Raw genomic sequence first — 25610 nt, forward strand, 5'->3', positions numbered from 1 at the left:
CTATGCTTTGGGATGCATTAATGAGACCTGATCTGTGGGCAGCAACGTTGGCTATGGCCACTCCGATTGCCCTTCCTGCGCTGGGAGGAACCTTTTCTGAGCGAAGTGGGGTTGTAAACATAGCCATGGAAGGAATTATGCTGATCGGAGCTTTCTTTGGTGTGCTGTTCTCCTATTATACTAACAACGCCTGGCTTGGATTACTGGGAGCATTAATTATGGGAGCGTTAATCTCTGTACTTTTTGCTTATGTTACGGTTAATCTGGGAGCTGATCAAGTGATTGTGGGAATGGGTGTCAATATTTTTGCGGCTGGGCTGACAGCCTTTATGTTAAATACGATTTTTGGATATGGTGGAACGCCTCGTGAAACACCAGCCCTACCAAACTTAACCATTCCAGGAGTGAGTGATATCCCCTTTGTGGGGCCAGTCCTAGGTTCCCAAAATGTCGTTGTCTATTTAATGCTGATTTTAGTGATTGCCTCCCATTATTGTTTGTTTCATACGAATTTGGGTCTGCGTTTGAGAGCAGTCGGAGAAAATCCTCAAGCGGCCGACACAGCGGGTCTTAATGTGCGGCGTCTTCGATATCTAGGAGTGATTATTGGGGGTATGCTTTCCAGCTTAGGAGGGGTCTATCTCGCCTTAGGTCTGCTTAATAGTTTTGAAGTTAATATGAGTGGGGGACGAGGATACATTGCCCTGGCAGCGATGATCTTTGGCAAATGGACTCCTTTTGGTTCGCTCGGAGCAGCCTTGATGTTTGGTTTTGCCATGGCTTTGAGTATGATCTTGCAAGGAGGGGGAGTATCCTCAAATATAATTCAAATGCTTCCCTATGCCCTGACAATTTTAGCCTTGACAGGATTAGTGGGCAGAAGTACCGCTCCTGCGGCCGATGGCATTCCGTATAATCCAAATAAATAATAGATTGAGGAGGGTAAGCGTCATGGGTCGTATTCAACAGAGCGGTAAATCCCTCTCAGATCTAGTCCGTTTAGAACTCTTAGATGAAATCCGCCGAGGGAAATATCTGGTTGACAGCCGACTTCCGAATGAAGAAAAACTAGCTCAGGAACTCGGGGTAAGCCGAAATACTTTGCGAGAAGCGTTGAGGGTTTTAGAATCGGTTGGCGTTGTCGAGAAAAAGCATGGACTGGGTACTTTTGTGCGAGGGGAATCATCCCCCAAGGTTAAGCCTGGACTAGAGGTTCTCTTTCGGGTGACGGATGCCATCTTAGAGCTCGGCATGATACCTGGGACAAGCAGTATTGAATATGAGAGTTTGTCTGCAGATTCCCGAGTTGCCGAGAAGCTAGGGATAAGTCCTGGAACTATTGTGAACCAACTGCGCAGAGTACGTACAGCAGATGGTGTTCCTGCGATTTATTGTATTGATATGTTTTCCTCACAAGTCGGAGATCTTGACGTTGAAGCAATGAAGTCATCGGTTTTTTCTTATCTGGAAGAAGTTAAAGGAATTCGGATCGCCTATGCTTCGACGGACATTCGTCCGATTGTTGCGGGGAAAGAGCTTGCCGATAAATTAGAGGTGACAGCAGCAAGTCCCTTACTTCTGTTAGATGAAGTCCATTTTGATAAAGCTGACAACCCGATATTTTATTCTCGCTTGTTCTTTCGCTCTGACTATTTTGTCTTTCACGTTGTCAGGTCAAGGTGAACGTTGGTTCTTTTGGAATGTTCAATTGTCTCAAATATTAGAAAATACACTAAAAATAAGAGGATCTGCAACAAATACCTTTGTCATATAAATGATGGGAGGAAATCTGTCATGAAAATTGCTGTTTTTAGTGATAGAAAAAGAGTGGAGAAATATTTGCCATTTTGCAATGTAGCGGATCAGGCTGAATTATTGTTTTTAGAAAGAGATTGCACAGATGAAGAAGCAATAATCAAGGCTGGGGATGCTGAATATATATTTGCAGATGCTATCAAAGAAGTAAGTGAATTCCTTATTACGCATATGCCAAATTTGAAGCTTATTCATTCGGAAGGAGTCGGATTTAATAAGATTGATGTTGAAGCTGCGAGGAAATGCCGGGTATTTGTCTGCAATAATAAGGGCGCAAATGCGGGTGCAGTTGCCGAGCAAACTATTTTATTAATGCTTGGATTGCTAAGAGATGTGTTAAACGGTGATAAGCAGGTTCGTTTGGGCAACCAGATCCAAACCAAAGAACGAATGATGTTTGAGGGGATCACGGAGCTTGCCGATTGTAAGGTAGGCTTAATTGGATTTGGCGATATTGCCAGAGAAACGGCAAAGCGGTTGATGGCTTTTCAGGCTCAGATCTACTATTATAGTCGGACGAGAGCTTCAATTGAAATAGAAGAAGCGTATCAAGTACGTTATTTAGAACTCGAAGAATTATTGAGTAAATGTGATATAGTTAGTCTGCATATGCCGGTTACGCCCACAACGATTGAGATGGTTGACGAGGCATTTATTGACAAGATGAAAAAAGGTGCAATACTCATAAACACAGCAAGAGGAGAGCTAGTAGACCAAGACGCGCTTAAGGAAGCACTTAGCTGTGGGAAAATTGGCGGCGCCGGATTAGATACCTTATCGCCGGAGCCTGTAATGCTGGATAATCCGTTGCTTTTATTGTCTGAGGATAAGCAATTTAAGCTACTTTTATCACCGCATATTGGAGGAACTACGGACGGTGCGTTTAGAAAAATGCATCAAGGGGTATGGAACAATATTTTCAGGGTGATGCAAGGGGGAAGGCCTGAGAATATTGTGAACGGATTATAATAGGGGAGCCTTGAAAAGGTTCCCTTTCCTAGTTTTGTGCACTTGGGGTTCTGGTAGAAGATTACAAACTGTTCAACAAGAAGATGGTTACTGTTGGGAAGCATCTTTGTCCAAACTGCATTTTTTTATGGGTGAAATAACCCTCACACTTGTCTGGGGCTCGGCATATCCTATAACGGTATCTGAAAAGACATTCCGAAAAAAGGAGGGCAGCCGGTATGAGGATGGCAAGTTCCAACAGGACGCCTGAGCAAATTGCGTCCGAGGAAGAGAGCCCAAATGTTGCACCGGTGCAACATTTGAACTACACTCAAGGGCTCATCCTTTTTGGGATTCCGGTTGAGGACCGGGATCAATTTATAGCGGACAATGATGTTGGGAACATGAGCCTACGGGGAGCTGTTGAAAACCCTCGTCGCTTTAAACAGAGTAAATCCGGTGAAGAAGGAAGCAAACAGGGAAGAGGCGTTAAAGATAACGACTAATATGGTGGAGACGCTGAAAAAATATCCTCCTGCGATTAAGACAAATTTGATTATTAAAAAGAACAGAGATTAGCGCACAAAGAGATGTCGGCTGGAGCAACGGCATCTCTTTGGTAACCTCAAGCCTAAAAAGGTTCCTCTTAACACATAAAATTCTTAGAAAATGGTAATTTACGTTCCGTCTGTATATAATAAGTGAGATTAATATTTCTAGGAGGTAAAACTGTGGAACAACAAAGACTGAAGTCAAGAACAGAAATTCCAGAGGCTAGCAAGTGGCATTTGGAGGACATTTTTTCGGATAATGATCAGTGGGAGAAAGCCTTCGCCGACGTCGAAACGCTTTTAGGGGAAGGAAAAAAATTTGAGGGACATTTAACAGACGCTCCGGAGACCTTAATCGGTTGTTTTGAGTGGATGGATGATTTAAGTTTACAAATTGAAGAGGTTTATACTTATGCCCGTATGCGACGAGATGAGGATAACCGCAATGCCCTCTATCAAGCGTTGACCGATCGTGCGGGAACCTTAGCCGTGAAGGTGAGTAGTTCGGCGTCCTTTGTGGTTCCTGAATTGTTAGCTATGCCTGAAGGGCGCCTGAAGGAATTCCAAGCCACGTCTCAAAAAATGAAGCTTTATACCCAGGCCCTTGATGATATTCTACGCAAGAAAGAGCATATCCTCAGTTCAGTCGAGGAAAAATTATTAGCGGAAGTCGGCGAATTAGCGGAGGCCCCTGGGGCAATTTTCTCGATGGCTAATAATGCAGACTTGAAATTCCCAAGTATAAACGATGAAGCGGGTCAATCCGTGGAACTAACCAAGGGGAATTTTATTCAGTTTATGGAAAGCCATAAACAGGGGGTTCGAAAAGAAGCTTTTGAGACGCTTTATCATACATATGAGAAACAAAAAAATACCTGGGCTGCCACCTTGAATTCTAGTGTAAAATCTGACGTTTTTTTCGCCAAGGCTCGGAACTATCCATCGGCGATTGAGGCCTCCATAGATGATGATCGTGTTCCATTAGCGGTGTATGATTCCCTAATCAATACGGTACACGAATTTTTGCCTCAGATGCATCGCTATGTTCAACTGCGCAAAAAAGCCTTGAAGCTTAATGAGTTACATATGTATGATATCTATGTTCCGATTGTTCCCGAAACGACCATGACGATTACTTACGAGGAAGCAAAAGACATGTTGCTTGATGGTCTAAAGCCCTTAGGCCAAGACTACCTCAGAATTCTTGAAGAGGGGCTCCAGAAAAAATGGATTGATGTTTATGAAAATGAGGGAAAGACGAGTGGTGCCTATTCTTGGGGAACGTATAGCTCTCATCCCTATGTCTTACTCAATCATCAAGACACTTTAGATTCTGTGTTTACTCTCGCTCACGAAATGGGGCATGCCTTACATACCTTTTTCTCCAATCGAGAGCAACCCCATCTCTATGCAGGTTATAAAATCTTTGTGGCAGAAGTCGCATCAACGTTAAATGAAGCCTTGGTTATGGAACATCTCTTAGAAACTACCAAAGACCCTAACACTCTCGCTTATTTGATTAATCACTATCTGGAACAGTTCCGGGGCACCATTTTTAGGCAGACCATGTTTGCAGAGTTTGAGAAGAAGATTCACTCGGTCGTAGAAGAAGGTGGCGCCTTAACGGCAGATAGCCTATCTGAAATCTATCGAGATTTAAATGCCGTTTATTATGGTTCAGAAGTGATCCTAGATCCAGAAATTGCTATTGAGTGGGCACGTATCCCTCATTTTTATAATGCGTTTTATGTTTACAAATACGCGACTGGCTTCTCCGCCGCTACGGCCTTTGCACGAGCGATTTTAGATGAAGGAGAGCCAGCAGTGGCTCGCTACTTGAAATTTTTAAGCGGTGGTAGTTCAGATTATCCGATCGAATTGCTGCGTAAAGCTGGGGTTGATATGGAGACTCCTGTTCCTGTACGTAATGCACTGCAAGTCTTTACGGGGCTTGTAGAACGATTAGAGACACTGTTAGCGTAGACTAGGGCAACACTAGGTTTTGACTAGGGAGCGACTATAGTTTGGAAGCGGGGTTCGTCCCGAACAGGGGCGAAGTCATGTTCGTCACGGGCTACTTCCTTGACATCAGGGTCGAGGGCGATGGCTGGTTGCAAATATTCAACGACTTTATCAATATTCCCAAGACGCCCGTAAATACTGGCGATGCCGTAATAACTCCACGTGTCGCGATCGTCGAGTTCTATTGCTTTCTGATACGCTGTGATGGCCGGGTCCCAGCGTCCGGCCAGCTCATTGGCTAATCCTAGGTTAAAATGACCATACACATACAAGGGATTCAGATTAAGGGCTTGCTGAATAAGGGCAAGCCCTTGATCGTAGAGTCCTTGAAAGGCTAAGGTTGCTCCTTTAGCATTGATTGCTTCATAACATTGAGCGTCAATCGTCAACGCTTGATTAAAGAGGTCGAGGGCTTCTGGAAAATTTCGTTGATAATATAGCTTGAGTCCTTGGTCATATAAAGCGAGTGCCTTTGAATCCGAGACATGGAGTGGTTGAGGAGATGACGAAGGGGAGAACGGCCTTGTTTCAACGGGAGAAGGGGTTATTGGAGTGAATTGAGTTGTTTTGTCCTTAGGCGAGTTATGAAAAATGATCAATGTGGTGATTATCAGAAGTATTGATCCCAATAAAATGTACGAGGTCATAGAACGCTTCAATTTTAACTCTCCTTCAGGGATTAAATAGTATAAGTTTGCTTGACTACCTCATTATAACATTGGATGCATGATAAGAACTAACCATTTAAGCTATCTAGTTATGCAATTAGATAGCTACATACTTAGATAACTCCAAACGGTAACTTGACAAAGCAAGAATTAGGGGAGTAAGATTAATTTGGATTAACTGGAAATAATATGGTGATTCGTTTGATAACGAATGGGGGAGTGACCATGGAAGATATCGCAAATCAAAACCAATTACAACAGGTAATTCTAGTGGCTCAGGGGTTTTATGCGCGAAAAGACCGTGCGCATGACTTAGAGCACGCCTTAAGAGTTCGGGAGTGGGGTAAGTTACTGGCGGAGGAATTAGGGGCAGATGCTACTGTCATAGAGTTAGCAGCGCTTCTTCATGACATTGGCCGTTCTGGTGCGGTAGAAAAAACACATGCGGAAAGCAGTGCAGGGCTTTCTGTCAATATTCTACAAAAAGCCGGGTACTCTAACGACCTTATTATGAGAGTTAGAGATGCAATTGTTGCGCATTCCCTTGAAGCTGGACATGAACCAAATACGCTCGAAGCTAAAATACTATATGATGCTGATAAATTAGACTTTGTAGGTGCAATCGGGTTGGTGCGTTTGTTTACTTTAGGTGGAGTACAAGGCTGGCCATTAGTTGGTGATAATTCCTGTGAGACTTTTTACCAAGAGAAGATCCGTGGTTATCAAAAACATATTTATACTAATGCGGCTAAAGTCTATTTTGAACCTTTGTTTCTATTCATGGAGGAGTTTTGGCAACAGTTACATGCCGAGCGACTCAAACTAGTGCATTCTGGATAAGCTAATCCTGTACAAAGGCTTATTCAGAAAGGAATGAATTCAAAAAATGCGTTGGTTTTGGCGTTTATTAACTCTTTTGGTCCTCCTAGTATTTTTACGTACTCTGTTCGTTCCCCAACCAATGGCTTTCATTGCTTGGCCGGAAGAGAATAATTGGGCACTTAAAATACAAGGTGATATTAGACAAATGCAAAAAATTACGCAAGATCTGCCGGCTAGTATTGAAGTAGAAGTGCGTCGCCTCTTGAATGAGTTCCAACCTAGTGGGGCTGGAAAAGAAGTTTGATATCGACATTACCTACCACCATGGTTTTAGTAAGATTAGGTTTGCGAAAAGCAAAAAGTGTGGTATATTAGAATGAATTGTTGTTAAAGGAGTGAAGAATTATGGTTAATATTACGGAAATAGCCGCTACGAAAGTTAAAGAAGTGTTAAAGAGTCAAAATAAAGAAAATGCATTTCTTCGCCTCTATTTAGTAGGGGTTGGCTGAGGTGGGCCGAATTTCGGCATGACTCTGGAAGAGTCAAAGACGGACGACGATATTCTTGATGAAGAGTATGGTGTTTCATTAGTAACAGATAAGAAACTTACAGTGCACTTAGAGGGAGCTACAGTTGACTATATTGAATCCGCTAACGGCGGAGGATTCGAAATACGTACGGCCAAATCGGGTAGCGGCGGTGGCTGTGGCGATAGTTGCGGCGGAAGTTGCTAATAACGGTTTAATAAAAGAGAGCTCATTGAGCTCTCTTTTTACGTTCCTAAGTGAAGTGCACTCAATTCTCACTGTCGTCGAGTAGAAGACTCACGATTGCAGGAATAGACTGACTTTTTAAGAGTCTCACTCTTGCCTTACTGACTCGGATCGGCGTGAACGAATTTATACTGTATACAAGACGTTAATTGTGAAAAAGGTAAGAAATAGTACTTGAGTAAAATTCGCAAATGTGTTAGTCTAATGTCCATATTGCGAATACATTCGTCTATAAAGGGAGGAAATATTATGGCATTACCACGAGAAGAGTCTAACCGAGCTATCATTACTGTATTAGGTCGTGATCAAATCGGAATTATCGCTTGGGTTACGGGGCGACTAGCAGAATACAGCGTTAATATATTGGATATCAGTCAAACAATTGTCAGCGGATTTTTCACAATGATTATGGTTGTGGATATAAATCCAACTAATTTAGAACTGGTCGCACTGTCACGCATGCTAGAAGATGAGGGTAAAGAAAAAGGACTACAGGTAAAGGTCCAACACGAAGATATTTTTGCGTTCATGCACCGTATATAATCTACACGATTAAGGGGAAAAGTGAACTCGTTCACTTATAGCTTAAAGTTTGGTATGGGAGGTAATCATGACTATCACATTCGCTCAAGAAGAAATACAACAAACGATTCAAATGATACATGAAGAGAATCTTGATATTCGAACGATTACGATGGGGATAAGTCTCTTGGATTGCGGATCGGAAGATATTAACCGGCTGGAACAGAAGATTTACGATAAAGTTGTTAGAAATGCAGGGTTATTAGTATCGGTTGGGGAAAAAATCTCAGCACGTTACGGAATTCCTATTATTAACAAACGTGTATCTGTCACTCCTATTGGAATCGTGGCGGCCAACATGAATAGCGATGGAATGGTTAGGATTGCCAAAGCCTTAGATCGAGCCGCGCGTGAGGTCGGAGTTAATTTTATAGGCGGTTTTTCCGCGTTGGTTCAAAAAGGGTTTACAGTTGGAGATCTGGCACTTATAGACGCCATTCCCCAAGCTCTTAGTGAGACGGAGTTTATCTGTTCATCAGTGAATATAGGAACTACTAAAGCGGGAATTAATATGGACGCTGTTCTTAAAATGGGGCAAGTAGTTCTGAAGTGCGCTCAACTTACGGCAGACAAAGATGGTATAGCGGCAGCGAAATTGGTAGTATTCTGTAATGCCCCCGAGGATAATCCCTTTATGGCTGGGTCCTTTCATGGGGTTGGGGAACCCGAGTGTGTTATTAATGTGGGAGTCAGTGGCCCTGGAGTTGTGGCAAAGGTTGTAAAGAAATACCCTGAAGCCGATTTTAGTGAACTTTCTAATCTTATAAAGCAAACCGCTTTCAAAATCACACGTATGGGAGAGTTAATAGGGCGAGCAGCCTCGAAGGCCTTAAATGTTCCTTTCGGAATCGTTGATCTTTCGCTGGCTCCAACCCCGGCAATTGGAGACAGTGTGGCAGAAATCCTCGAAAATATGGGTCTCGAACGATGCGGGACACATGGAACAACCGCCGCCTTGGCATTACTTAATGATGCTGTTAAAAAAGGAGGAGCAATGGCTTCTTCTCATGTTGGAGGGTTAAGTGGCGCCTTTATACCTGTCTCGGAGGATGCAGGAATGGTAAAAGCTGTGGAAGTAGGGGCTTTGACCCTCGATAAATTAGAGGCTATGACCTGCGTTTGTTCTGTTGGTTTAGATATGATTGCCCTACCTGGGGATGTGAGCGCTGAAACGATTTCGGCTATTATTGCCGATGAAGCAGCAATTGGGATGATCAATAAAAAGACTACGGCAGTTCGAGTTATACCTGCAATCGGTAAAAAGGCAGGCGATCGAGTAGAATTTGGAGGATTGTTAGGTGGAGCACCTGTGATGGAAATCCACCCCTTTTCATCAAAACTGTTTGTAAATCGTGGCGGCCGTATTCCAGCGCCGATTATTAGTCTTTCAAATTAATAGCTTGAACACTATGATGGTCAATAGAATAGTATAATAAGAGGTATCATTATACTTTTTCTATGAAAGAAAATAATTCCATCGTAAAAATGCAGGAATTTTAGCAAATGTCTCGAATATTAAGAACTAGACAAGCTGAATCCAAGCATCTAACTTGATGGCCTTGGAACGGGGGATAATTTTTTGGGGTGAATCACGTGACTTTTCACGTGTAGGGCTAACACCTTCCTGCCCGAATCCGGCAACTAACCTCGTAAGCTAAGAAAGGTGGATATATCATTTGGTGATTCCCTCATCAACGCGGATGTGGTTGGGAAGCGCAACTTTGGCGGCATTACTTTTAGCTAGTAGCCTTACAGCATCAGCTTCAAGTCAAACTTCTCCAGCTACAGCGACAGCAGCTACCTCCACTGGTTCTTCTATGAAACATGTGCTTACGGCTTCTAGCTTTGTCCCGTCTAGAACTTATACAGAAGCAGTTCGTAAAGAATTGCAATGGATTTCAAGTCCTGCGATTGACGAGGTGAAGGTGGAAGCTGATGCAGAATTACCGAAGTCAGTTCCAACTCCTAGTGATTCAGTTACTGTTGCAGCAGTACAACCCGCTGAAGTGGTAACCGCACAACCGGCGAAAGTGGCAGCAGCGCAACCTGCAAAAGTAGTCCAACCTGAAAAACCAAAAAAGGTACAAGCACCAGCCACACCAGTTCAAGTCGCAGAAGCTCCTAAACTACAGATTTCCAGATCGGATAGCTCATCTCTGGTTGATAATGCACGTAGTCTGACTGGCGTTCCCTATGTATATGGTGGAACTAGTCGCAGTGGGTTTGATTGTTCTGGGTATACTCAATATGTATATAAGGGATCTGGGATTTCTTTACCTAGAACTTCTTCTTCTCAATACAAAGTGGGGTCTTCTGTAAAGAAAGCTCAATTGCAAGAAGGTGATTTAGTGTTCTTTGCAACGAATAATTCGGGACCATCTCATGTTGGAATTTATATCGGTGGTGAGAGTTTTATCCATGCGTCAAATAGTGGAGTGCGCACTTCCAGTCTTAGTGAGGGTTATTATGCGGACAGATACCTAGGTGCTCGTCGCCCATAGGTTTCTATGTAGATATTTAAAACAGCAACTTTTTAATATCTGTAGTTAATGTCTACCATAATTTTAAGAATTTTATCAAAAAACAAACCCCTTTTAGAAATAAAAGGGGTTTGTTTTTGTTTTCATCCAAATAATATATGGAGTTTTTTTGTGCCAGCCTCTTCTGACAATCTGCTAATAGTAACAAGTGAGAAATCTTTGCTGCCAGGTCATATTATTCTTTACAAATCCCATCTATGGTTTCTCGCGAATGCCTTCTACGCGAAAGATAAGTGAAGAGAAACTACTATGCTCATAATCATTACAGAATCATTAATTAGATTGAATGCTTATTTTGACTATGTTATGATTTCATTGTTAATTTCAGTTGGAGTAATAATAATCATCTTTTTGTTAGTGCTGATGAAAAGGAAACTGGAACTAATGTCATATTCACTTGCATGAATAATGAAATAAACATTTAAGAAAAGAGATGCTAGATTTTATGAAAGCTTTTATAAATAAACATGAGTATAATCAAATAAGAAAGTGTTTATATGATTTAAATAATGCATTCAGAGGTTGCGTAGATATTACTATTATTGAAGTTACTAAGGAATATATATACGAGAAAATATTAAATATTTTTACAGATTTATCCGATGGAGAAAAAGAGCTACTTGATATTAGTAAATTTAACGACCCCTTACACATTGATGAGTATTTAGCTGAGTTGAATGAATATGTATATGGAATGCCAAACATTACAAAAGAACAAATTGGTAAATTGTTTAAAAAGGAAAGGAAATTAAAACTACCAAACCTAAATGCACAGGATTCAAAGAATGTATATTTAGGTTGGATTGATGAATCTATTAGAAAATTATTTGTAGCTTACAATATGAATGGTAGACTTATTGGTATGACATGTAGAATTAGAAATTATAGTTCCAATCACACTCATATGTGTGCGCTTTGCAATCATGAAGGTGGCGAAAATGAAGTAGCCGTTGTTTCATCTATCTGCAAAACAGCTAATACTGGAGACGGTGCCTATAAGTCAATAGGCTTTGAATTATGTTTAGATAGCGAGAAGTGTAATGAACGAATTGTAGCAATCGAAAAGCTTGAGAAAATTTTAAAGAAGGTTAACAATATAGAGTAATGGTTATGTCCAGCCCGGGATTCTGCCACTCTCAAAATCGGCATCGGATATAGGATTTAATTGTAATCTTTGCTAAAAGATTGTACAATATAAATATTATTACTAAATATATTAGAGTTAGTATTAATGAAAGGTATGAATATTATGAGTTACAAAAATTACTTTGGATTAAAAGATACTCCTTGCGAAGGCCATAAGAACTAAATCGGCTATGCTTTGCTTGGAGATTATTTCATTAAAATAGCTGATGTTGAATTATACGATCCTACTAAAGTTCTTTTTGATTTCAAAAAGAACTTTAGTTAGTATGTAATTATTCAGCATTAGGCGATTTAATAGATGATTTCACACATTTATTCCTATATGGAAACTGTTGCAAACATAGCTTTGTAACAGTTTTTTTGGTCTTTGCTTCAAGAAGAAATAAATTTTTCGAGGAGTAAAGATATGAAATATAGTAATGCGTACAATGTGTTACCGGAAGATATAGTGAAAATTATTCAAGAATATGTGAATGGTGAATATTTATATATACCTAGAAAAGAGGAAGCACAAAAAAAATGGGGAGAAAACAGCGGTTCAAGAGAGACTTTAAAAAGAAGAAATGCAGAAATTTATCTAAAATATATGAATGGTGCTGTAATTTTGGATTTGGCCCAGGAATACTATCTTTCGGATAAAAGTATCAGAAGAATTATTAGTCAGCAAAAGAAACTAATATTCAAAATCAATACAGAATCATAAACACGCAATCATAATTTGAAATAAAGAAAAAAATGCAAGATATCTGTAATCGTATAGAGAGAAGATATCCATAAAAGAGGCAACTCAGAGATATGTCTCTACGAACAAAATTATTGTTCTTGCAGGAAATAATACTACTAATGACTTATCAAAGGTGAATTTATACTCCACGTCTGTATGGAGGATTTTAATTTTAACCTAAGAAAGAAGGCCACAAAAATGATTTGTGGCCTTCTTTCTTAGTAGTTTTGGTACGAGCTTTGGTACATGTACCAACTCAAAGTGATGATTATCAAGGGTAAATACCATTTCGGAACACTATTTAACACTATATCTTATCAAGGTGGTTGTCGTACTTTTTGTTGTTAGAGTTGGGGCAACCAGGGAACCGGTTTGTAGTTTAAACATTCTCCACCAGGTTTCGCAAGGTGAAACAATGGATTCTGGATGTAAGAATCTGAAACTGAACATTTGTGGGTGCGTTTGAAGTAACATTTCCGACATAATTCTACTCGGTAATTTAGGATCATGTGAATAGATCTCTCCTTTTAGACTAGTGTTTATCAGGGGGATTCGTGAAAATATTGGTAGACCATGGTTGCAGCACTATGAGGGAGTCCGGCCTCTTGGAGTTCTTCGATACTTGCGCGTTGAATGTCGTTAAGGGATGAAAAATGCTTTAACAGTTGTTGCTTGCGCTTTGGACCTATACCGGAAATACCATCGAGAGCAGAGAGCGTCATACTTTTAGCCCGTTGTTGACGATGAAATGTAATGGCAAAGCGATGGACCTCATTCTGAATTCTGCCGAGTAAATAAAATGTGGGATGACTTTTGGGTAATGCAACAGAATTACCTGTTTGATCTAAGAGACCGTGAGTCTGGTGACGGTCGTTTTTAACCATTCCAGCGACGGGAATCGTTAGGTTAAGTTCCTTTAGTGACCTAGAAGCCGCGTTGATTTGGCCTTTGCCGCCATCTACTAAAATTAAGTTCGGAAGGGGGCTGTTTTCCGAAACTAACCGTGCGTACCGGCGCTGAATTACCTGCCCCATGGCAGCCGTATCATCAGATGTCTCCATGGGTTGTATTTTGTATTTCCGATACCCATTGCGTTGAGGTTTGCCCTCGATAAATTGAACCATACCTGCAACGTTATGTGCACCGCCAATATTTGAAATGTCAAAAGCTTCGATTCGACTAGGAGTCGGGATGCTTAAGAGGTCCCCGAGGGTGGTTAAAGCTTGCTGTGTTTCAGATTGTTGACGTATTTCAAGTGAAATTTGATCGTGTAGAGTGGTCTGAGCATTGGACATTGCCATCTGCACTAAATCTCGTTTCTTTCCTTTTTGGGGAACGGTGATTGGAAATAGGGTCGTTAAGACTTGGGATTCCGTCGGTGGAAGCAAAATCTCAGTAGGCCAGACTGCACGCTCAATATAAAACTGAGCGACAAAAGAGATGAAAGCTTCTTCAGGTTCTTCATAATAAGGGAAAATGAAACTATCACGTGCTAATAACTTACCAAGCCGTATATAAAATACCTGAAAGCACATCTGATCTGTGGTTATAGCATACCCGATAACATCGCGATCGATAAAATCATTGAGCGTGATGTTTTGTTTTTCTCGAAGGAGTTTAAGGTCTTCGATAAGGTCACGATATTCTGTAGCACGTTCAAAATGGAGAGCCTCAGACGCCGTTTGCATTTTATCTTCTAAGAGTTTGATTATCTCGCTTTGATCTCCTTTCAGAAACGTTGAAACATCTTTGCGCATCTCCGTATAAGCATTAAGCGATACGTCTGTGACGCAAGGGGCAAGGCATTGTTGCAAATGATAATAAAGACAAGGGCGCGAGGGAATTTGACGGCATTTTCGAAAAGGGAATAGCCGATTAAGCAAACGTGCTGCTTCTTTGGCTGCAGTTGCATTAGGATAAGGACCGAAGTATTTACCTCTTCCTTTTTTTACTTGCCGAGTAACGAGGATCCGTGGGTGGCTTTCTTCGGTAATGATCAAATAGGGGTAGGTCTTGTCATCTCGCAAGAGGATGTTGTACTTCGGGTTATGCTTTTTTATTAAATTGCATTCTAAGACCAGAGCCTCAACCTCAGATTCCGTCATGATATATTCAAAATCGGCGATCTGGCTTACTAGGCGCCCAGTTTTGCCATCATGTAAGCCAGTAAAATATGACTTAACCCGATTTTTTAATATTTTAGCTTTCCCGACATAAATAATCTGTCCCTGAGTATCTTTCATAAGATACACACCTGGCTTCTCCGGCAACAAGGTCAGTTTTTGTCGAAGTAGATCCATATTCCCCACCTCAGTTCTTATTCTAGAGGGTGGGATTCCGAGATGCAAGTTTCCAACACATATCTTGGTAAAAATGAACGTATATATGTATAAAGACTGACATATTTGAAGCATAAGATGAGATGGATTGGAGGGATAAGGTATGCCAAGTGCATGGGGACGACCACCACGTAATGATTTATGGAAGGATTTACAAGCCTTGGCCCTATGGGTTCTCATTATTGGGGTTGTTGGTTATATCTTATTCCCTAACTTTTTCAAAGATATTTACTCACGACTATCCGACCCAGTAACTCAGACAAGCACGCTAAATGACAACTACACGCTGAATAATTCTGCCAACCTGAATACGAATAGCTATGATCAGCAGACGTTGCTGGAACAAGACTTCTCCAATGTATCCAATGCCCTCTATAATAATGGAAAAAACGAAGTTTCCTCTGGATATTGGGTCATCTTTGTCGCAGGAGGTGAGTTTAAGCAACTCGCAGTAAGTGCTGAGGCTTATGCCTTTCTTCTCCGACTCATTGAAAGTGACCAGAGTACTGAGGGGAAGAGCTCTATAATATTAGTATCTAACGGTCAAATACGGAAATTTACTGTCACCGAAGAAATATATAGCATTATTAATAATATGGCATTAATTGTAGGTCGTGCCAAACAGTGATTATTAAAGAATTAGCGGAAGAGGAGTTTGGCCCCTGCGGCGAACAGAGCAACTCCAATGAATTGGGATGGAGTCCATGAGTGGCGACTCATACCGAACCATCCGAAATGATCAATAAGTACAGCCATACTAACCTGGCCAATGATAATGGCTGTGGTCGCGTTACACACGCCTACTTTTGGGATGCTTACTGCAACCAGTCCGACAATAAGTACACTGAGTATACCTCCAAGATACAGATACCATGGAACTGAAGTCCAGTTATAGTTTAATAGAGGAGCTCTCCAGGCGAGTACAGCAACTAAGGAGACAAGCGTACCAATGAGATGGACTACGAGTGTCGCCGATAGTAATGAACTTTTTTGACTTAACGATGAATTTAATGTGCCTTGGATAGCCATTGCAATCCCAGATATAGCCGCAACTAAAAAAGGAAAAGAAAAGAATTTTGACATATTAAGCCTCCTTAGGTTGATTTAACTAGAGTGGAAAAAATACCTATATTCGTTAAAGATCTCTCAGTATTCAATAGAAAGGTTAAGGGAAAAATGAAAACAAGTTAGAAAAATAAAGTGGAGGTGGCGGTTTGGACATCGATTATAATTTGATACAACGCGCCCAGATGCTACTCACACTTGAGCATCCTTTAACATCTGTGCGTGAAATCTTAATCGGAGAAGGGTATCCCCAAGATCAAGTCGTGGAGCTTATGGAAGCAACCGCAGAAGTCCTAAATTACCTCGTACCACCTCAATACGATGAACATAAAATTGGTATTGATATTCTACATCCCGGTGAAAAATCTCAAGGACGCAAGCCATCAGTCGATATCTTAATCGATAAGAGGTCTGGGAAGTTAGAGTTAATAACTCCCAACCAACCTGAAACATGGCGAGTTGCGAATGAAGTGCGTAAGGCTATCAAACGACAGCGACAAACTATGAAACAATATCACTAACAATCTTAGGACTTAAGTGGGACACGCTTATAGTCCTTTCTTTCTGTTCACTCTCCTTTCTAGTAATTTGAGAATTATGTTATACTATAAGTGATAACAATTTTCGGGAAAGAAGGGTCAGGAGTGGAATTTAATCCAATAGTTAAGGGATTAGAAGATGTATATGAGAAAATGGTCTCAGAACAACGGCTTAATCGAAATGACGGTCTTCATCTTTTACAAACAAATAATATTTTGGGTCTGGGTTACCTGGCGAATGAACGGAAACGCGCTATGACGGGTGATCAGGTATTCTTTAATAATAATGCCCATATTAACTATAGTAATGTATGTAAAGTACGGTGTGGGCTTTGTGCTTTTGGTAAAGACCTTGGAGATAAGGGATCTTATACGATGTCCATTGAAGAGGTGGTAGCGAAAGCTGGGGGATTCGCAGATCAAGGGGTTACAGAACTGCATATTGTCGGAGGAATACACCCAGATCTTCCTTTTTCATATTATCTAAACATGATAACGAAAATCAAAGAACGAGCTCCACAGGTCAGTTTGAAAGCGTTCACTGCATCTGATTATGATTTTTTTGCTCAAATGGAGAATCTTCCAGTTATAGAAATTCTAAAAATGTTTAAAGAAGCAGGCCTTAGCTTTATTTCAGGTGGTGGAGCGGAAAATTTCAGTCCTAGGGTTCGGGAAATTATTTGTCCTGGAAAATTAAGTGGAGAACGCTGGTTAGAGATTCACGGAATGGCCCATCAGTTAGGTATACCTACCAATGCAAATGTGCTGTATGGACTTCTTGAAACGAATGAGGAACTAATCGATCATCTATTGGCTTTGCGAAATCAACAAGACGCAACTAAGGGCTTCTATGCCCTGATTCCTACTGCCTTTCATCCGAAGAACACAAAATTTGAAGAAGTTTCTCCTGCAAGTGCACTTCGTACGTTAAAAGTAATTGCCGTTGCGCGTTTAATTTTAGATAATTTCCGCTACATTAAAGCTTATTGGATTTCCACCAGTCCTCAAGTTGCCCAGATGGCACTTTCGTTTGGGGCCAATGATCTTGATGGGGTTGTTCGAGAAGAGAAAATTTATCACACAGCAGGTGCAACAAGTCCGCAAATGCAAAGTGAACAACAATTAATCCGTCTGATTCATGAAGCAGGTTTAGTGGCCGTAGAACGGGATACCTACTACAACGTCCGAAAAACGATTCGGCCATGAGTAAGTATGAAACTAAGAGGTGAATCGAATGCGAATCGCCGTATTATCAGACACGCATTTACGTATGGGCAAATCTCTCCCCGGTTTTGTTTGGGAACAGTTAACCCAAATTGACATGATTCTCCATGCTGGCGACTTGACCCATATAGGCTTACTCGAAGAATTGTCCTGTCTCGCACCGGTACGGGCAGTAAGAGGGAATTGTGACAATTGGAATGTTTCTTTGCCTGAGCGCGACATAATTGAATGTGAAGCCCTTAGGATAGGGTTGATTCATGGAGATTCAGGTAAGGGTAGAAGTACGCCAGACCGAGCTTATACGGCCTTTAAAGATACACAGGTTGATCTAATAGTTTTTGGTCACAGTCATACCCCTTTTATGGAGTGGCGAGACGGCATTTTTATGTTCAACCCAGGTTCACCGACGGACAAAAGACGTGAACTCCATTATTCCTTTGGATTATTGGATATCCAACAAGGGAAGCTAAAAGCAAAACATGTGTACTTTTGAAAGCCGGTGAAATAAATGAAATATCGTAGAAATAAAGTAAAACGAGAACACGGCATCATTCAAAATGCTTTGCTTTGGCTTGAGAATTTAGGTCGCTTATCGGAAGTGACTGATATTATACCTGGAGTTATTGACGTTAGTCATTCCTCCGAACGAGGAATTGTCTATAAATATGAAACCCAAACAGGGTGTAAACTTTTACTCAAAAGTAATGGGTCCATTCAAGAAGTCTTTGTAGTCACTAAAGACCCAATTTGTGTTCAGAATTGGGTTAAGCGGGAATTTCCGCCTGATCTACCATCAACGGAACCTGAAGTTATAACGAAAAGCACCCTCCGAGCAACTCCTAAGAAACAGTTGACTAATTTGCCCAAAGAATTAAACCATAGATACAAGAAAAGAACTTCCCCGAGGGGCCTACATCACTCAAAAAAGCGCACCTGTGAAAAAGGTAAAGGCCCTAAGCATATCCTCGGGGATCAAGATTCCCCTAATGTAGCTGATTGTTTGGATCGCACAACTCTCAAAGCCTTAAGTCATTTAAAAAAGTTCTTAGAATATGATAAAATTCAAAACGCGCAAACAATGCGCGAAACATTTCAACAAAAATAAAACAGCTTAGGGCCAATTATCCTAAGCTGTTTTGGTGATTGTTATGGGTATAAGAGTATCCGCTCAGATAGGAGGGTCTGTTGTGTGGAAGTAGGTGGCATATTAGCTCCAGGTGCAGCCATATCAACCTTAATTAAACAATGGCATCAAGGTGAGCGTCTAATGGTTGAAGTTGTTCAGAAAACAGCTGAGGGAACAGGAACAATCAAGGTACAGGGCCAAAACTTGTCCGCCCTTTTAGAATCCACGACTACAGTGGGAGAAAAATTCTGGGTCAAAGTGGGCAATGTGAGCGAGGGTAGCTTATTGTTGGTTCGCGAACCTTTAGTGGAAAAGCTTGCGGGAATTCCTGTCCCTCCCCAACAGTTAAAGCAGCTTACAGAGAGAGGATTGCCTATTAATCAGGAAATTATAAGCCTACTAAAATCATTTCCTGCAGCAAATACTGGATTGTTAAGTACTTTATTGACAAGTCTGCAAGGGACAACGTTGGAAGGACTTGTGATGAACCTTCGAAAAGCAATTCCAAAGTGGGAAGGGCTATCAGAGAACACTGGAGCGGAAAAACTAGTGGAGTGTTTACGAAAGCTCGGACTGAATTATGAGCAACGGATCCAAAACATGATGACATTAGATCCTCAAGCCAAGGAAGCAGAGAAAAACGGTCTCCAAGAAACCTTTAAATTTGCACTCCTCAAAGCTCTTCAAAGTCAAGATGGCCTCGTCAATCATGATTCAGAAGAGATCTTGACAAATTTACTCCAAAAATTAACAGGACAACAATTGTGGATTAAAACAGGTGCTCTTGATAATGCCTATCTATTACTCCATCTTCCTTTATTAAATCAGGAACAGTTCGTACCAACACAAATAGCGATAGAAAGTGCTCGTAACGGCGGAAAAATGGATGAGCAACACTGCCGAGTGGGAATACAGATGGATACTCCGCAACTAGGACAGGTAGGAATTGATGCATATTTTTATGAAGATTCAGTGACCTTTCGTGTTTTAACAGATGGCCATTTCCCGACTCAACTCCTAGAAGAGGCTTTGCCTGAGACGAGGACACAATTTGCTAAGCTTGGTTTTAATTTAACGAAAATCGAAACGGGTGAGCTAGGGCAGAACCTAGAATTTCAGAATTTCCTTCAAGGATCAAGACGAAGTGGAGTTGATATTCAGAGTTGAAAGAAAATAAAGAAAAGAAGACAAAAGCCGCAGCTCTAGTTTACGATCAAATTGGTGCACCACGGATAGTCGCTAAAGGGGCGGGAGAAGTGGCTCGTAAAATGATCGAAACCGCTGAAGCTGAAGGAATTCCTATTCAAAAAAATGAATTGCTGGTGGAAGCTTTGATGCAGGTAGAGTTGACGAAAGAAATTCCACCCCAGTTGTATCGTGCAGTGGCAGAGATCCTCGCCTTCATTTATAGATTAGACAAAACTAAATCGAGCCCAAGTTCATAAATAAACATACATAATTCATAGAATGCTTCGCAAACTATTAATAGTAGAAAAATAGGATGCAGGAGGTACTAATGAATAATTCATTTGAAGTGCTAAATAAGATCCTTCAAGGCGAGCATATGGCCATCAAACAATATCAAGCATATATTGGCGAACTAACGGACGGACCACTTCGTAACCATCTTACGGCGATTCTCACAGATCATAAAGAACATGCCACTCGAATATCTTATTACATCCAAACTAATGGAGGACAGGCTGAAGAAGGCGCGGGCTTTATAGGTATAATGGCAGATTGGAAAACCCATCTGGCTAATCTGGGCGAGGCAGAGCCAATGAAGATACTTGAACGCCTTTATGACGGAGAAGATAAGAGCCTAGCAAGAGCTGTAAAGTATTCGGAACAATATTTGAGTAGCGCCGAAAAAGAGGTGCTGGAACCAATCTTTTCAGATGAACATGATCATCTAAAACAATTGCAGAGTTTGAGAAGTGGTCTCTACAGTAATATGTAAATGGGTAAATTGTAGATGGCCTAAAATTAAAACAAGCAGCAGTTGCTGCTTGTTTATTTACTAACTAACTATGTTGTCTACGTGAAGTTAGACCTTCTTTGCTAAGCGTCTTCGTGCTAGCATTTGCGCCACTTTTTCGCTGTCGCCAAGAAGTATGCCTTGAAGTCTCCATTCACGGAAGGTTTGCCAAAATAGTTGTTCAGAGATTCTACGAGTATATCCTTCAGATTCTTGATCGTACGGCCAGAAAACATCAACCCACAAGGTTCCCCTGTTACTTAAAACCATCAAGAAATGAACAAGTTCTGGATAAGTAGATTCGGTATCACGCATTAAAATGTGGGAACGACCGTTCGGAAAGTCTGTTTGAATGTAAATAAGCTTCATCCACTGTCCCCCTTTGTGCAACTTAAACGTGCCCTGACTGACCCATTTCAGTATAGCATGAAATCTAGAATTTAACGATGGATTTTTTGAGGAAATGTAATCTTCTCATCTTAACTTATGCCTCTTGTAGAATGAAAGTTCATGCGATTAAAGGTATGCTGAAATACAGTCTAGGATAAACTAGAAAGGAAAATAATCGTCAATGGAGGGTGTAAAATATGCTTACAGTGATTCATACATTTAACGGTCCGGACGCAGATCGAATTTTAGGAGAGGTTCGAACAGGAATTCAAACCGTTGAAAATACCGAAGGGTTTAAATTTGCTTCGGTAAATAAACAAGAGAATACTTCGGATATTATGCTTTTTTCTAAATGGGAAAATCATTCGGCTTACGAAAGATGGGCAGTTACCGTGGGCGAAAATAAAGCATTTAAGTCTGCAACACCTCAAATGTTTGAAGTGCTTGAAGAAAAATATTAGTGAACTCGTTCAACTTGAGTTGAACATTAGACTTAAGTTGAAAACTTAGCCCACCGTAAGGAGTGCGGGTAAAGTCTCAACTTGTAGAAGGGGAATCTTCGATTTGGATAAACGGAGGAGGCAAGAAATATTACCTTGCCTCCTCCGTTTATTCACCCAGTTTGTAGATTAACTTAAGGGCTGCGAAGCCTTTTTGATAAGCTTATTATAAGCTGATTCAAGTCTTCGCATCCCTGATTTTTTTTCACTCAAGGGGGCAATCGGAAAGGGGAAACCATCAATTTGTCGAACCGGCATTATGCCCATGAGGGAATTGGTCATGAAGACTTCGTCAGCCGACAATAGGTTTGAAGATCGGTACAGACCTTCATAAATTGTAATTTGTAGAGACTGAGCTAAGTCGAGAATGAGTTGACGACGTGTTCCAGGCAAACATCCGCTGACAAGAGAGGGGGTAAAGAGGACTTCATCTTTGATAAAAAATAAATTGCTCATTGTACCTTCCGAAATATAGCCTTGAGTATTTAGCCATAAGCCCTCTTCAGCATCATTTCTAAGAGCTTCTTCTTTGGCAAGGATATTTTCGAGATAATTCGTAGATTTAATGGAGACTAAAGGTGAACGCTCATTACGAGGGGATGGTAATAGGTATAGTCGAATTCCTAATGTGTATTGAGCAGGTGTATAGGGAAGTACTCGCTTGTGGAAAAGGATTTGAGAGGGAAGACTAGCAAGGGGAGACCCACCACTAAGAGTAACTCGCAGCGCATAGGGGTATGGACTAGGGTTCTCTTCTATATATTTCTGAACCAGTTTAGCCCACTCATTTTTAGCCTGTAAATTAAGACCGAGAAAGGTAGCACCCTTGTTCATGCGCTGCCAATGGAGATCAAGAAAGTGTGGACCAACTTCGGTTATGAGAAGCGTTTCAAAAAGTCCGAACCCAAATAAAGCTAGTCGGTCTTGCGACGATAGGGTATCAGTGGGCACCATCTAATCTTCCTTTCAGAACCCGAAATAAGGCATTAGCTTTATCAAGCGTTTCGTTATACTCACTTTCGGGGATCGAGTCTGCAACAATCCCTCCACCAACATGAATATACGCCTTCTTGTTTTTTATTAAAATCGTACGAATGACAATGTTAAAGTCCCAGGTGCCATCAAAGCCCATATAACCAATGCTTCCTGTATATATCCCCCGTTTGTATAACTCTATTTCTTCAATAATCTCCATCGCCCTGATTTTCGGGGCTCCTGTGATTGATCCACCTGGGAAAACGGCTTTTAAAATAGCACTGGGCTTGAGACCCTGTTTTAGTTGCCCAGTAATAGTCGAGGCTAGATGCCAGACGGTAGGATATTTTTCAAGTTGTATTAGATCGGTTACTTTAACAGTTCCAAATTCGCAAATTCGCCCGAGGTCGTTGCGTTCTAGATCGATAATCATGGTTAGCTCCGCTCGATCTTTAGAACTGTTTTGAAGTTCTAAAGCTTGTAACTCATCGTCTTGTGGCGATTTTCCGCGAGGGCGTGTCCCTTTGATCGGTCGAGTTTCGATTCGTCCGTTTGATAAAATTCGAATGAAGCGCTCGGGAGAACTGCAAAGTATTTGAAAATCCGAATATGGCAGAAAGGCAGCGAAGGGAGCTGGATTATGTCTGTGAAGTTGAGAATAGAGATACCAATTATCCCCCTGCCAATCCATGGAAAAACGTTGGGTTAGGTTGGCTTGATAAATATCTCCAGCATAGATGTAATCAATGACGCGTTTTAAATCAATTAAGTACTGTGTATGGGAAACGCTGGGGTCGATGGTTGAGTAGGGAAGGTTTGTCACAGTCTTGGGATCTTCAAGTTCGTCTTGTCGCTCAGGAGTAAATGGATAGAGGATCTGTTCTAAGTCTTCAATACGTGTGTGGGCTAAATCTGCATGACACGTCCCGTATTCGTCAATCCCGCAGGCCGTGATCCAATACTTCTCCTCTATGTGATCGTAAATCACAATGCCATCATACCAGGCAAAACGCCACAGCGGGAGCTTTAAGTCATCTGCTGTACTATTGGGAAGTGATTCAATCTCGTTTTTAAGATCATAGCTAAAAAATCCTACTGCGCCACCCGAGAAGGGAAACGGGGAATCAAGCACGTGGTATTTACAATGTGTATCATCAAGAAAATTCAAACTTTCGGATTTTAGAAGAGGGATTATTTCCCGTTCTGAGCGGTTCGGCCAAAAAAGCTCAAGATGATCGGGGTAGGCAGTTGCTTCTAAAAATGGGGATGAGCCGAAATAGGAATAACGACCAAGCTCTTTGTAATCGTTTCCACTATCTAAAAAAAATGGGGAAGGTTTTTCTTTAAAAGCTGGAAATAAGAGATAAGGAGGAATGGAAACTGAGAGTGGCTTAACAATCCATGGAGCTGTAGCATGCTGCAGGCGCCACGTTTTTGCATTCTGGATGGCGTTTTTTAAAAGGTGATGTCCGGATTGGGTTAAAATAGCTTCTGGATGAAATTGAATCCCTTCAATTGGCAGTGTTCTATGACGTATGCCCATGATTTCTCCATCATTTGACTCGGCAGTAATTATTAATTCCTTAGGAAGGGAAGAACGCTCTATGATTAATGAGTGATATCTGGTCACTTCTAATGGATTAATTAGGTCAGTGAAAACCCCCTGCTGATCGTGAAGAATGGGTGCCGTTTTTCCGTGGATGGGCTTTATGGCTTGGATTACCTTTCCTCCAAAAAACTGTCCGATAGCTTGATGTCCCAGACAAACGCCTAAAATGGGGATTCGTCCCATAAAATGCTCAATAATGGCTAAAGAAAGTGGAGATTCATTCGGTGTGCAGGGCCCAGGTGAGATTACAATCAAATCAGGATGCATTGTCTCGATCTCTGTTAAGGTAATAGCGTCTTGGCGTTTGACAATGATCTCCTCTCCAAGTTCCCCAAAGTATTGGTAGAGGTTATAGGTAAAAGAATCATGATTATCTAGTAAAAATATCATCGTTGTTTCCCCTTTATACTGTCAAAAGTTTTTCCAATCGATAGGCTCCCACCTCAGAGCGGGAATGCCGACTTCACTATTGAGGGTCCTCTATATTGTAGCCTCTCTGACTCAGGGTGTCTTTATTCAATTTATAGACTCTCAGCTAGATATCGTGGGGATTCCATCACCAATCAACAGGAAAAGAGAAGCGTAAGAGAGGTGTTTTTAACAAAAATAAAAGTTGCTATAAAGCAACTTTTATTCAATTAATTATTATCATGTATCAAATCTCTCACTGCTTCGAACGCAGGAAAGAGATTAGGGTTATTGATACCCTGCAAGGTGATCGTTTGATTGATGGTAACCTGTCCTACATTAGCTCCTTCGACCTCAATTTGAAGAGACTGGACATCAAGTGTAAGGATCTTCTGATCCACAAGAAAAGACATGCGCTTTGGTTGTGCGAAGTTGGTTTGGAGAATTGTTGTTTTTAGCGGGGCTTTTACTTCAGGATCTTGGGTGGCACTAGGGGTGCGTAAATCACTTAAAACAAAAGAACATTCCTTAAGTAAGTTCTGCATCACGGCCGAATTTGTGTTCCATGGTAATTTGATAAGTTCTGATTGAGTCATCCCAGAAGGGGAAATTGATAAAATGACGTACGACCCGTCTTGTGTTAAAAAAGGCTTTTCTGAACAGCCGCTTAGAAAAAGACTAGCTAAGAAAACAGCAAGACCAAGTCCCAGGGTAGAAATCTTACGTTTGAACAATAGATATCCTTCTTCCTACTGCAAGATTCGTATTCCAAAGATATTATATTCGCTATAGAAGTCGAAAATCCTGCTTTTCGTTGATTCCTTTCGTTATAATAGTGTACAATGGCAACAAGAGAGGGGTCAGT

Annotated in this window: 29 protein-coding genes and 1 riboswitch; of the genes, 22 read left to right on the forward strand and 7 right to left on the reverse strand. The window is 41.1% G+C overall.

Annotated features, from left to right (window positions below):
• Nucleotides 1-2 precede the first annotated feature (2 nt).
• The 5 genes from E4K67_RS16725 (at nt 3) to pepF (ending at nt 5297) form a co-directional block, all read left to right on the forward strand.
• Entirely contained in the window at nt 3-929 is a 927-nt protein-coding gene (locus E4K67_RS16725; protein ID WP_199242574.1) for an ABC transporter permease, read from the forward strand.
• Nucleotides 930-951: 22 nt separating this feature from the next.
• A complete protein-coding gene (locus E4K67_RS16730; protein ID WP_158408507.1) occupies nt 952-1683 on the forward strand; it encodes a GntR family transcriptional regulator in 732 nt (243 codons plus the stop codon).
• 111 nt (nt 1684-1794) lie between these two features.
• Complete coding sequence (locus E4K67_RS16735; protein WP_135548722.1) at nt 1795-2784, forward strand: 2-hydroxyacid dehydrogenase; 990 nt, start codon at nt 1795-1797, stop codon at nt 2782-2784.
• A gap of 218 nt (nt 2785-3002) precedes the next feature.
• Nucleotides 3003-3269, forward strand: coding sequence for a DUF3102 domain-containing protein (locus E4K67_RS16740; RefSeq protein ID WP_135548724.1), 267 nt, complete (start codon nt 3003-3005; stop codon nt 3267-3269).
• 225 nt (nt 3270-3494) lie between these two features.
• Entirely contained in the window at nt 3495-5297 is a 1803-nt protein-coding gene (gene pepF / locus E4K67_RS16745; RefSeq protein ID WP_135548726.1) for an oligoendopeptidase F, read from the forward strand.
• A gap of 23 nt (nt 5298-5320) precedes the next feature.
• On the opposite strand, the gene E4K67_RS16750 is transcribed toward pepF, so the two are convergent.
• Complete coding sequence (locus E4K67_RS16750) at nt 5321-5995, reverse strand: tetratricopeptide repeat protein (RefSeq protein ID WP_243454518.1); 675 nt, start codon at nt 5993-5995, stop codon at nt 5321-5323.
• Nucleotides 5996-6229: 234 nt separating this feature from the next.
• Between E4K67_RS16750 and E4K67_RS16755 the strand changes: the two genes are divergently transcribed.
• The 8 genes from E4K67_RS16755 to E4K67_RS16790 all read left to right on the forward strand — a co-directional run bounded on the left by E4K67_RS16755 (nt 6230) and on the right by E4K67_RS16790 (nt 12571).
• On the forward strand, nt 6230-6844 hold the full coding sequence (locus tag E4K67_RS16755) for an HD domain-containing protein (RefSeq protein ID WP_135548728.1): 615 nt from the start codon (nt 6230-6232) through the stop codon (nt 6842-6844).
• A 46-nt stretch (nt 6845-6890) separates the two neighbouring features.
• The gene (locus tag E4K67_RS16760) at nt 6891-7130 is read left to right on the forward strand and encodes a hypothetical protein (protein ID WP_135548730.1); all 240 of its coding nucleotides are present in this window, start codon (nt 6891-6893) and stop codon (nt 7128-7130) included.
• Between the two features lie 101 nt (nt 7131-7231).
• A complete protein-coding gene (locus tag E4K67_RS16765) occupies nt 7232-7561 on the forward strand; it encodes a HesB/IscA family protein (protein ID WP_135548732.1) in 330 nt (109 codons plus the stop codon).
• A gap of 288 nt (nt 7562-7849) precedes the next feature.
• The gene (locus E4K67_RS16770) at nt 7850-8143 is read left to right on the forward strand and encodes an ACT domain-containing protein (RefSeq protein WP_135548734.1); all 294 of its coding nucleotides are present in this window, start codon (nt 7850-7852) and stop codon (nt 8141-8143) included.
• Between the two features lie 67 nt (nt 8144-8210).
• Nucleotides 8211-9578 (forward strand): PFL family protein, encoded by a 1368-nt coding sequence (locus tag E4K67_RS16775; protein ID WP_135548736.1) that lies wholly within the window; start codon nt 8211-8213, stop codon nt 9576-9578.
• A 123-nt stretch (nt 9579-9701) separates the two neighbouring features.
• Nucleotides 9702-9853: riboswitch (cyclic di-AMP (ydaO/yuaA leader) on the forward strand.
• A gap of 50 nt (nt 9854-9903) precedes the next feature.
• Complete coding sequence (locus E4K67_RS16780; protein ID WP_243454519.1) at nt 9904-10683, forward strand: C40 family peptidase; 780 nt, start codon at nt 9904-9906, stop codon at nt 10681-10683.
• Nucleotides 10684-11167: 484 nt separating this feature from the next.
• Complete coding sequence (locus E4K67_RS16785) at nt 11168-11827, forward strand: FusB/FusC family EF-G-binding protein (protein WP_135548738.1); 660 nt, start codon at nt 11168-11170, stop codon at nt 11825-11827.
• 447 nt (nt 11828-12274) lie between these two features.
• Complete coding sequence (locus E4K67_RS16790; protein ID WP_135548740.1) at nt 12275-12571, forward strand: CD3324 family protein; 297 nt, start codon at nt 12275-12277, stop codon at nt 12569-12571.
• 563 nt (nt 12572-13134) lie between these two features.
• Here E4K67_RS16790 and uvrC read toward each other — a convergent pair.
• On the reverse strand, nt 13135-14940 hold the full coding sequence (gene uvrC / locus E4K67_RS16795; RefSeq protein WP_420841554.1) for an excinuclease ABC subunit UvrC: 1806 nt from the start codon (nt 14938-14940) through the stop codon (nt 13135-13137).
• Nucleotides 14941-15034: 94 nt separating this feature from the next.
• On the opposite strand from uvrC, the gene E4K67_RS16800 reads away from it, so the two are divergent.
• Entirely contained in the window at nt 15035-15559 is a 525-nt protein-coding gene (locus tag E4K67_RS16800; RefSeq protein ID WP_135548744.1) for a hypothetical protein, read from the forward strand.
• 11 nt (nt 15560-15570) lie between these two features.
• Here the strand turns inward: E4K67_RS16800 and E4K67_RS16805 are convergent, their stop codons facing one another.
• Nucleotides 15571-16014: a DMT family transporter gene (locus E4K67_RS16805; protein WP_135548746.1), complete on the reverse strand. Its 444-nt coding sequence runs from the start codon at nt 16012-16014 to the stop codon at nt 15571-15573.
• Nucleotides 16015-16145: 131 nt separating this feature from the next.
• Between E4K67_RS16805 and E4K67_RS16810 the strand changes: the two genes are divergently transcribed.
• From E4K67_RS16810 to E4K67_RS16840, 7 genes are all read left to right on the forward strand, one after another.
• Nucleotides 16146-16517 (forward strand): hypothetical protein, encoded by a 372-nt coding sequence (locus tag E4K67_RS16810; protein ID WP_135548748.1) that lies wholly within the window; start codon nt 16146-16148, stop codon nt 16515-16517.
• Between the two features lie 123 nt (nt 16518-16640).
• Nucleotides 16641-17741, forward strand: coding sequence for a CofH family radical SAM protein (locus tag E4K67_RS16815; RefSeq protein ID WP_135548750.1), 1101 nt, complete (start codon nt 16641-16643; stop codon nt 17739-17741).
• Between the two features lie 28 nt (nt 17742-17769).
• Nucleotides 17770-18252, forward strand: coding sequence for a metallophosphoesterase family protein (locus E4K67_RS16820; RefSeq protein ID WP_135548752.1), 483 nt, complete (start codon nt 17770-17772; stop codon nt 18250-18252).
• Between the two features lie 15 nt (nt 18253-18267).
• Nucleotides 18268-18864: a DUF2103 domain-containing protein gene (locus E4K67_RS16825; RefSeq protein WP_135548754.1), complete on the forward strand. Its 597-nt coding sequence runs from the start codon at nt 18268-18270 to the stop codon at nt 18862-18864.
• Between the two features lie 84 nt (nt 18865-18948).
• Nucleotides 18949-20052, forward strand: a complete 1104-nt coding sequence (locus E4K67_RS16830) for a hypothetical protein (protein ID WP_135548756.1) — start codon at nt 18949-18951, stop codon at nt 20050-20052.
• Entirely contained in the window at nt 20049-20330 is a 282-nt protein-coding gene (locus tag E4K67_RS16835) for an EscU/YscU/HrcU family type III secretion system export apparatus switch protein (RefSeq protein WP_135548758.1), read from the forward strand. The genes E4K67_RS16830 and E4K67_RS16835 overlap by 4 nt, the downstream gene beginning before the upstream one ends.
• 71 nt (nt 20331-20401) lie before the next feature.
• The gene (locus E4K67_RS16840) at nt 20402-20845 is read left to right on the forward strand and encodes a DUF2383 domain-containing protein (RefSeq protein ID WP_135548760.1); all 444 of its coding nucleotides are present in this window, start codon (nt 20402-20404) and stop codon (nt 20843-20845) included.
• Nucleotides 20846-20932: 87 nt separating this feature from the next.
• Here the strand turns inward: E4K67_RS16840 and E4K67_RS16845 are convergent, their stop codons facing one another.
• The gene (locus E4K67_RS16845) at nt 20933-21232 is read right to left on the reverse strand and encodes a hypothetical protein (RefSeq protein WP_135548762.1); all 300 of its coding nucleotides are present in this window, start codon (nt 21230-21232) and stop codon (nt 20933-20935) included.
• 218 nt (nt 21233-21450) lie between these two features.
• Between E4K67_RS16845 and E4K67_RS16850 the strand changes: the two genes are divergently transcribed.
• Nucleotides 21451-21714 carry an antibiotic biosynthesis monooxygenase gene (locus tag E4K67_RS16850; protein WP_135548764.1) on the forward strand — a complete coding sequence of 88 codons (264 nt, stop codon included), beginning with the start codon at nt 21451-21453 and terminating at the stop codon, nt 21712-21714.
• A gap of 168 nt (nt 21715-21882) precedes the next feature.
• Here E4K67_RS16850 and E4K67_RS16855 read toward each other — a convergent pair whose 3' ends face one another.
• The 3 genes from E4K67_RS16855 to E4K67_RS16865 form a co-directional block, all read right to left on the reverse strand.
• Nucleotides 21883-22707, reverse strand: coding sequence for an aminotransferase class IV (locus E4K67_RS16855; RefSeq protein WP_135548766.1), 825 nt, complete (start codon nt 22705-22707; stop codon nt 21883-21885).
• Nucleotides 22694-24727, reverse strand: coding sequence for an aminodeoxychorismate synthase component I (pabB, locus tag E4K67_RS16860; protein WP_135548768.1), 2034 nt, complete (start codon nt 24725-24727; stop codon nt 22694-22696). Before pabB ends, E4K67_RS16855 begins: the two co-directional genes overlap by 14 nt.
• Before the next feature lie 248 nt (nt 24728-24975).
• Complete coding sequence (locus tag E4K67_RS16865; RefSeq protein ID WP_135548770.1) at nt 24976-25479, reverse strand: hypothetical protein; 504 nt, start codon at nt 25477-25479, stop codon at nt 24976-24978.
• Nucleotides 25480-25610: the final 131 nt, after the last annotated feature.

The organism is Desulfosporosinus fructosivorans, assembly GCF_004766045.1.
GTDB classification, from domain to species: Bacteria; Bacillota; Desulfitobacteriia; order Desulfitobacteriales; family Desulfitobacteriaceae; genus Desulfosporosinus; species Desulfosporosinus fructosivorans.

What these genes read in the sequence shown, in the direction of transcription:
- E4K67_RS16725 (WP_199242574.1), top strand. Translation starts at nt 3, where the DNA reads ATGCTTTGGGATGCATTAATGAGACCTGATCTGTGGGCAGCAACGTTG.
- E4K67_RS16730 (WP_158408507.1), top strand. Translation starts at nt 952, where the DNA reads ATGGGTCGTATTCAACAGAGCGGTAAATCCCTCTCAGATCTAGTCCGT.
- E4K67_RS16735 (WP_135548722.1), top strand. Translation starts at nt 1,795, where the DNA reads ATGAAAATTGCTGTTTTTAGTGATAGAAAAAGAGTGGAGAAATATTTG.
- E4K67_RS16740 (WP_135548724.1), top strand. Translation starts at nt 3,003, where the DNA reads ATGAGGATGGCAAGTTCCAACAGGACGCCTGAGCAAATTGCGTCCGAG.
- E4K67_RS16755 (WP_135548728.1), top strand. Translation starts at nt 6,230, where the DNA reads ATGGAAGATATCGCAAATCAAAACCAATTACAACAGGTAATTCTAGTG.
- E4K67_RS16760 (WP_135548730.1), top strand. Translation starts at nt 6,891, where the DNA reads ATGCGTTGGTTTTGGCGTTTATTAACTCTTTTGGTCCTCCTAGTATTT.
- E4K67_RS16770 (WP_135548734.1), top strand. Translation starts at nt 7,850, where the DNA reads ATGGCATTACCACGAGAAGAGTCTAACCGAGCTATCATTACTGTATTA.
- E4K67_RS16775 (WP_135548736.1), top strand. Translation starts at nt 8,211, where the DNA reads ATGACTATCACATTCGCTCAAGAAGAAATACAACAAACGATTCAAATG.
- E4K67_RS16785 (WP_135548738.1), top strand. Translation starts at nt 11,168, where the DNA reads ATGAAAGCTTTTATAAATAAACATGAGTATAATCAAATAAGAAAGTGT.
- E4K67_RS16790 (WP_135548740.1), top strand. Translation starts at nt 12,275, where the DNA reads ATGAAATATAGTAATGCGTACAATGTGTTACCGGAAGATATAGTGAAA.
- E4K67_RS16800 (WP_135548744.1), top strand. Translation starts at nt 15,035, where the DNA reads ATGCCAAGTGCATGGGGACGACCACCACGTAATGATTTATGGAAGGAT.
- E4K67_RS16805 (WP_135548746.1), bottom strand. Translation starts at nt 16,014, where the DNA reads ATGTCAAAATTCTTTTCTTTTCCTTTTTTAGTTGCGGCTATATCTGGG.
- E4K67_RS16820 (WP_135548752.1), top strand. Translation starts at nt 17,770, where the DNA reads ATGCGAATCGCCGTATTATCAGACACGCATTTACGTATGGGCAAATCT.
- E4K67_RS16825 (WP_135548754.1), top strand. Translation starts at nt 18,268, where the DNA reads ATGAAATATCGTAGAAATAAAGTAAAACGAGAACACGGCATCATTCAA.
- E4K67_RS16840 (WP_135548760.1), top strand. Translation starts at nt 20,402, where the DNA reads ATGAATAATTCATTTGAAGTGCTAAATAAGATCCTTCAAGGCGAGCAT.
- E4K67_RS16845 (WP_135548762.1), bottom strand. Translation starts at nt 21,232, where the DNA reads ATGAAGCTTATTTACATTCAAACAGACTTTCCGAACGGTCGTTCCCAC.
- E4K67_RS16850 (WP_135548764.1), top strand. Translation starts at nt 21,451, where the DNA reads ATGCTTACAGTGATTCATACATTTAACGGTCCGGACGCAGATCGAATT.
- E4K67_RS16855 (WP_135548766.1), bottom strand. Translation starts at nt 22,707, where the DNA reads ATGGTGCCCACTGATACCCTATCGTCGCAAGACCGACTAGCTTTATTT.
- pabB (WP_135548768.1), bottom strand. Translation starts at nt 24,727, where the DNA reads ATGATATTTTTACTAGATAATCATGATTCTTTTACCTATAACCTCTAC.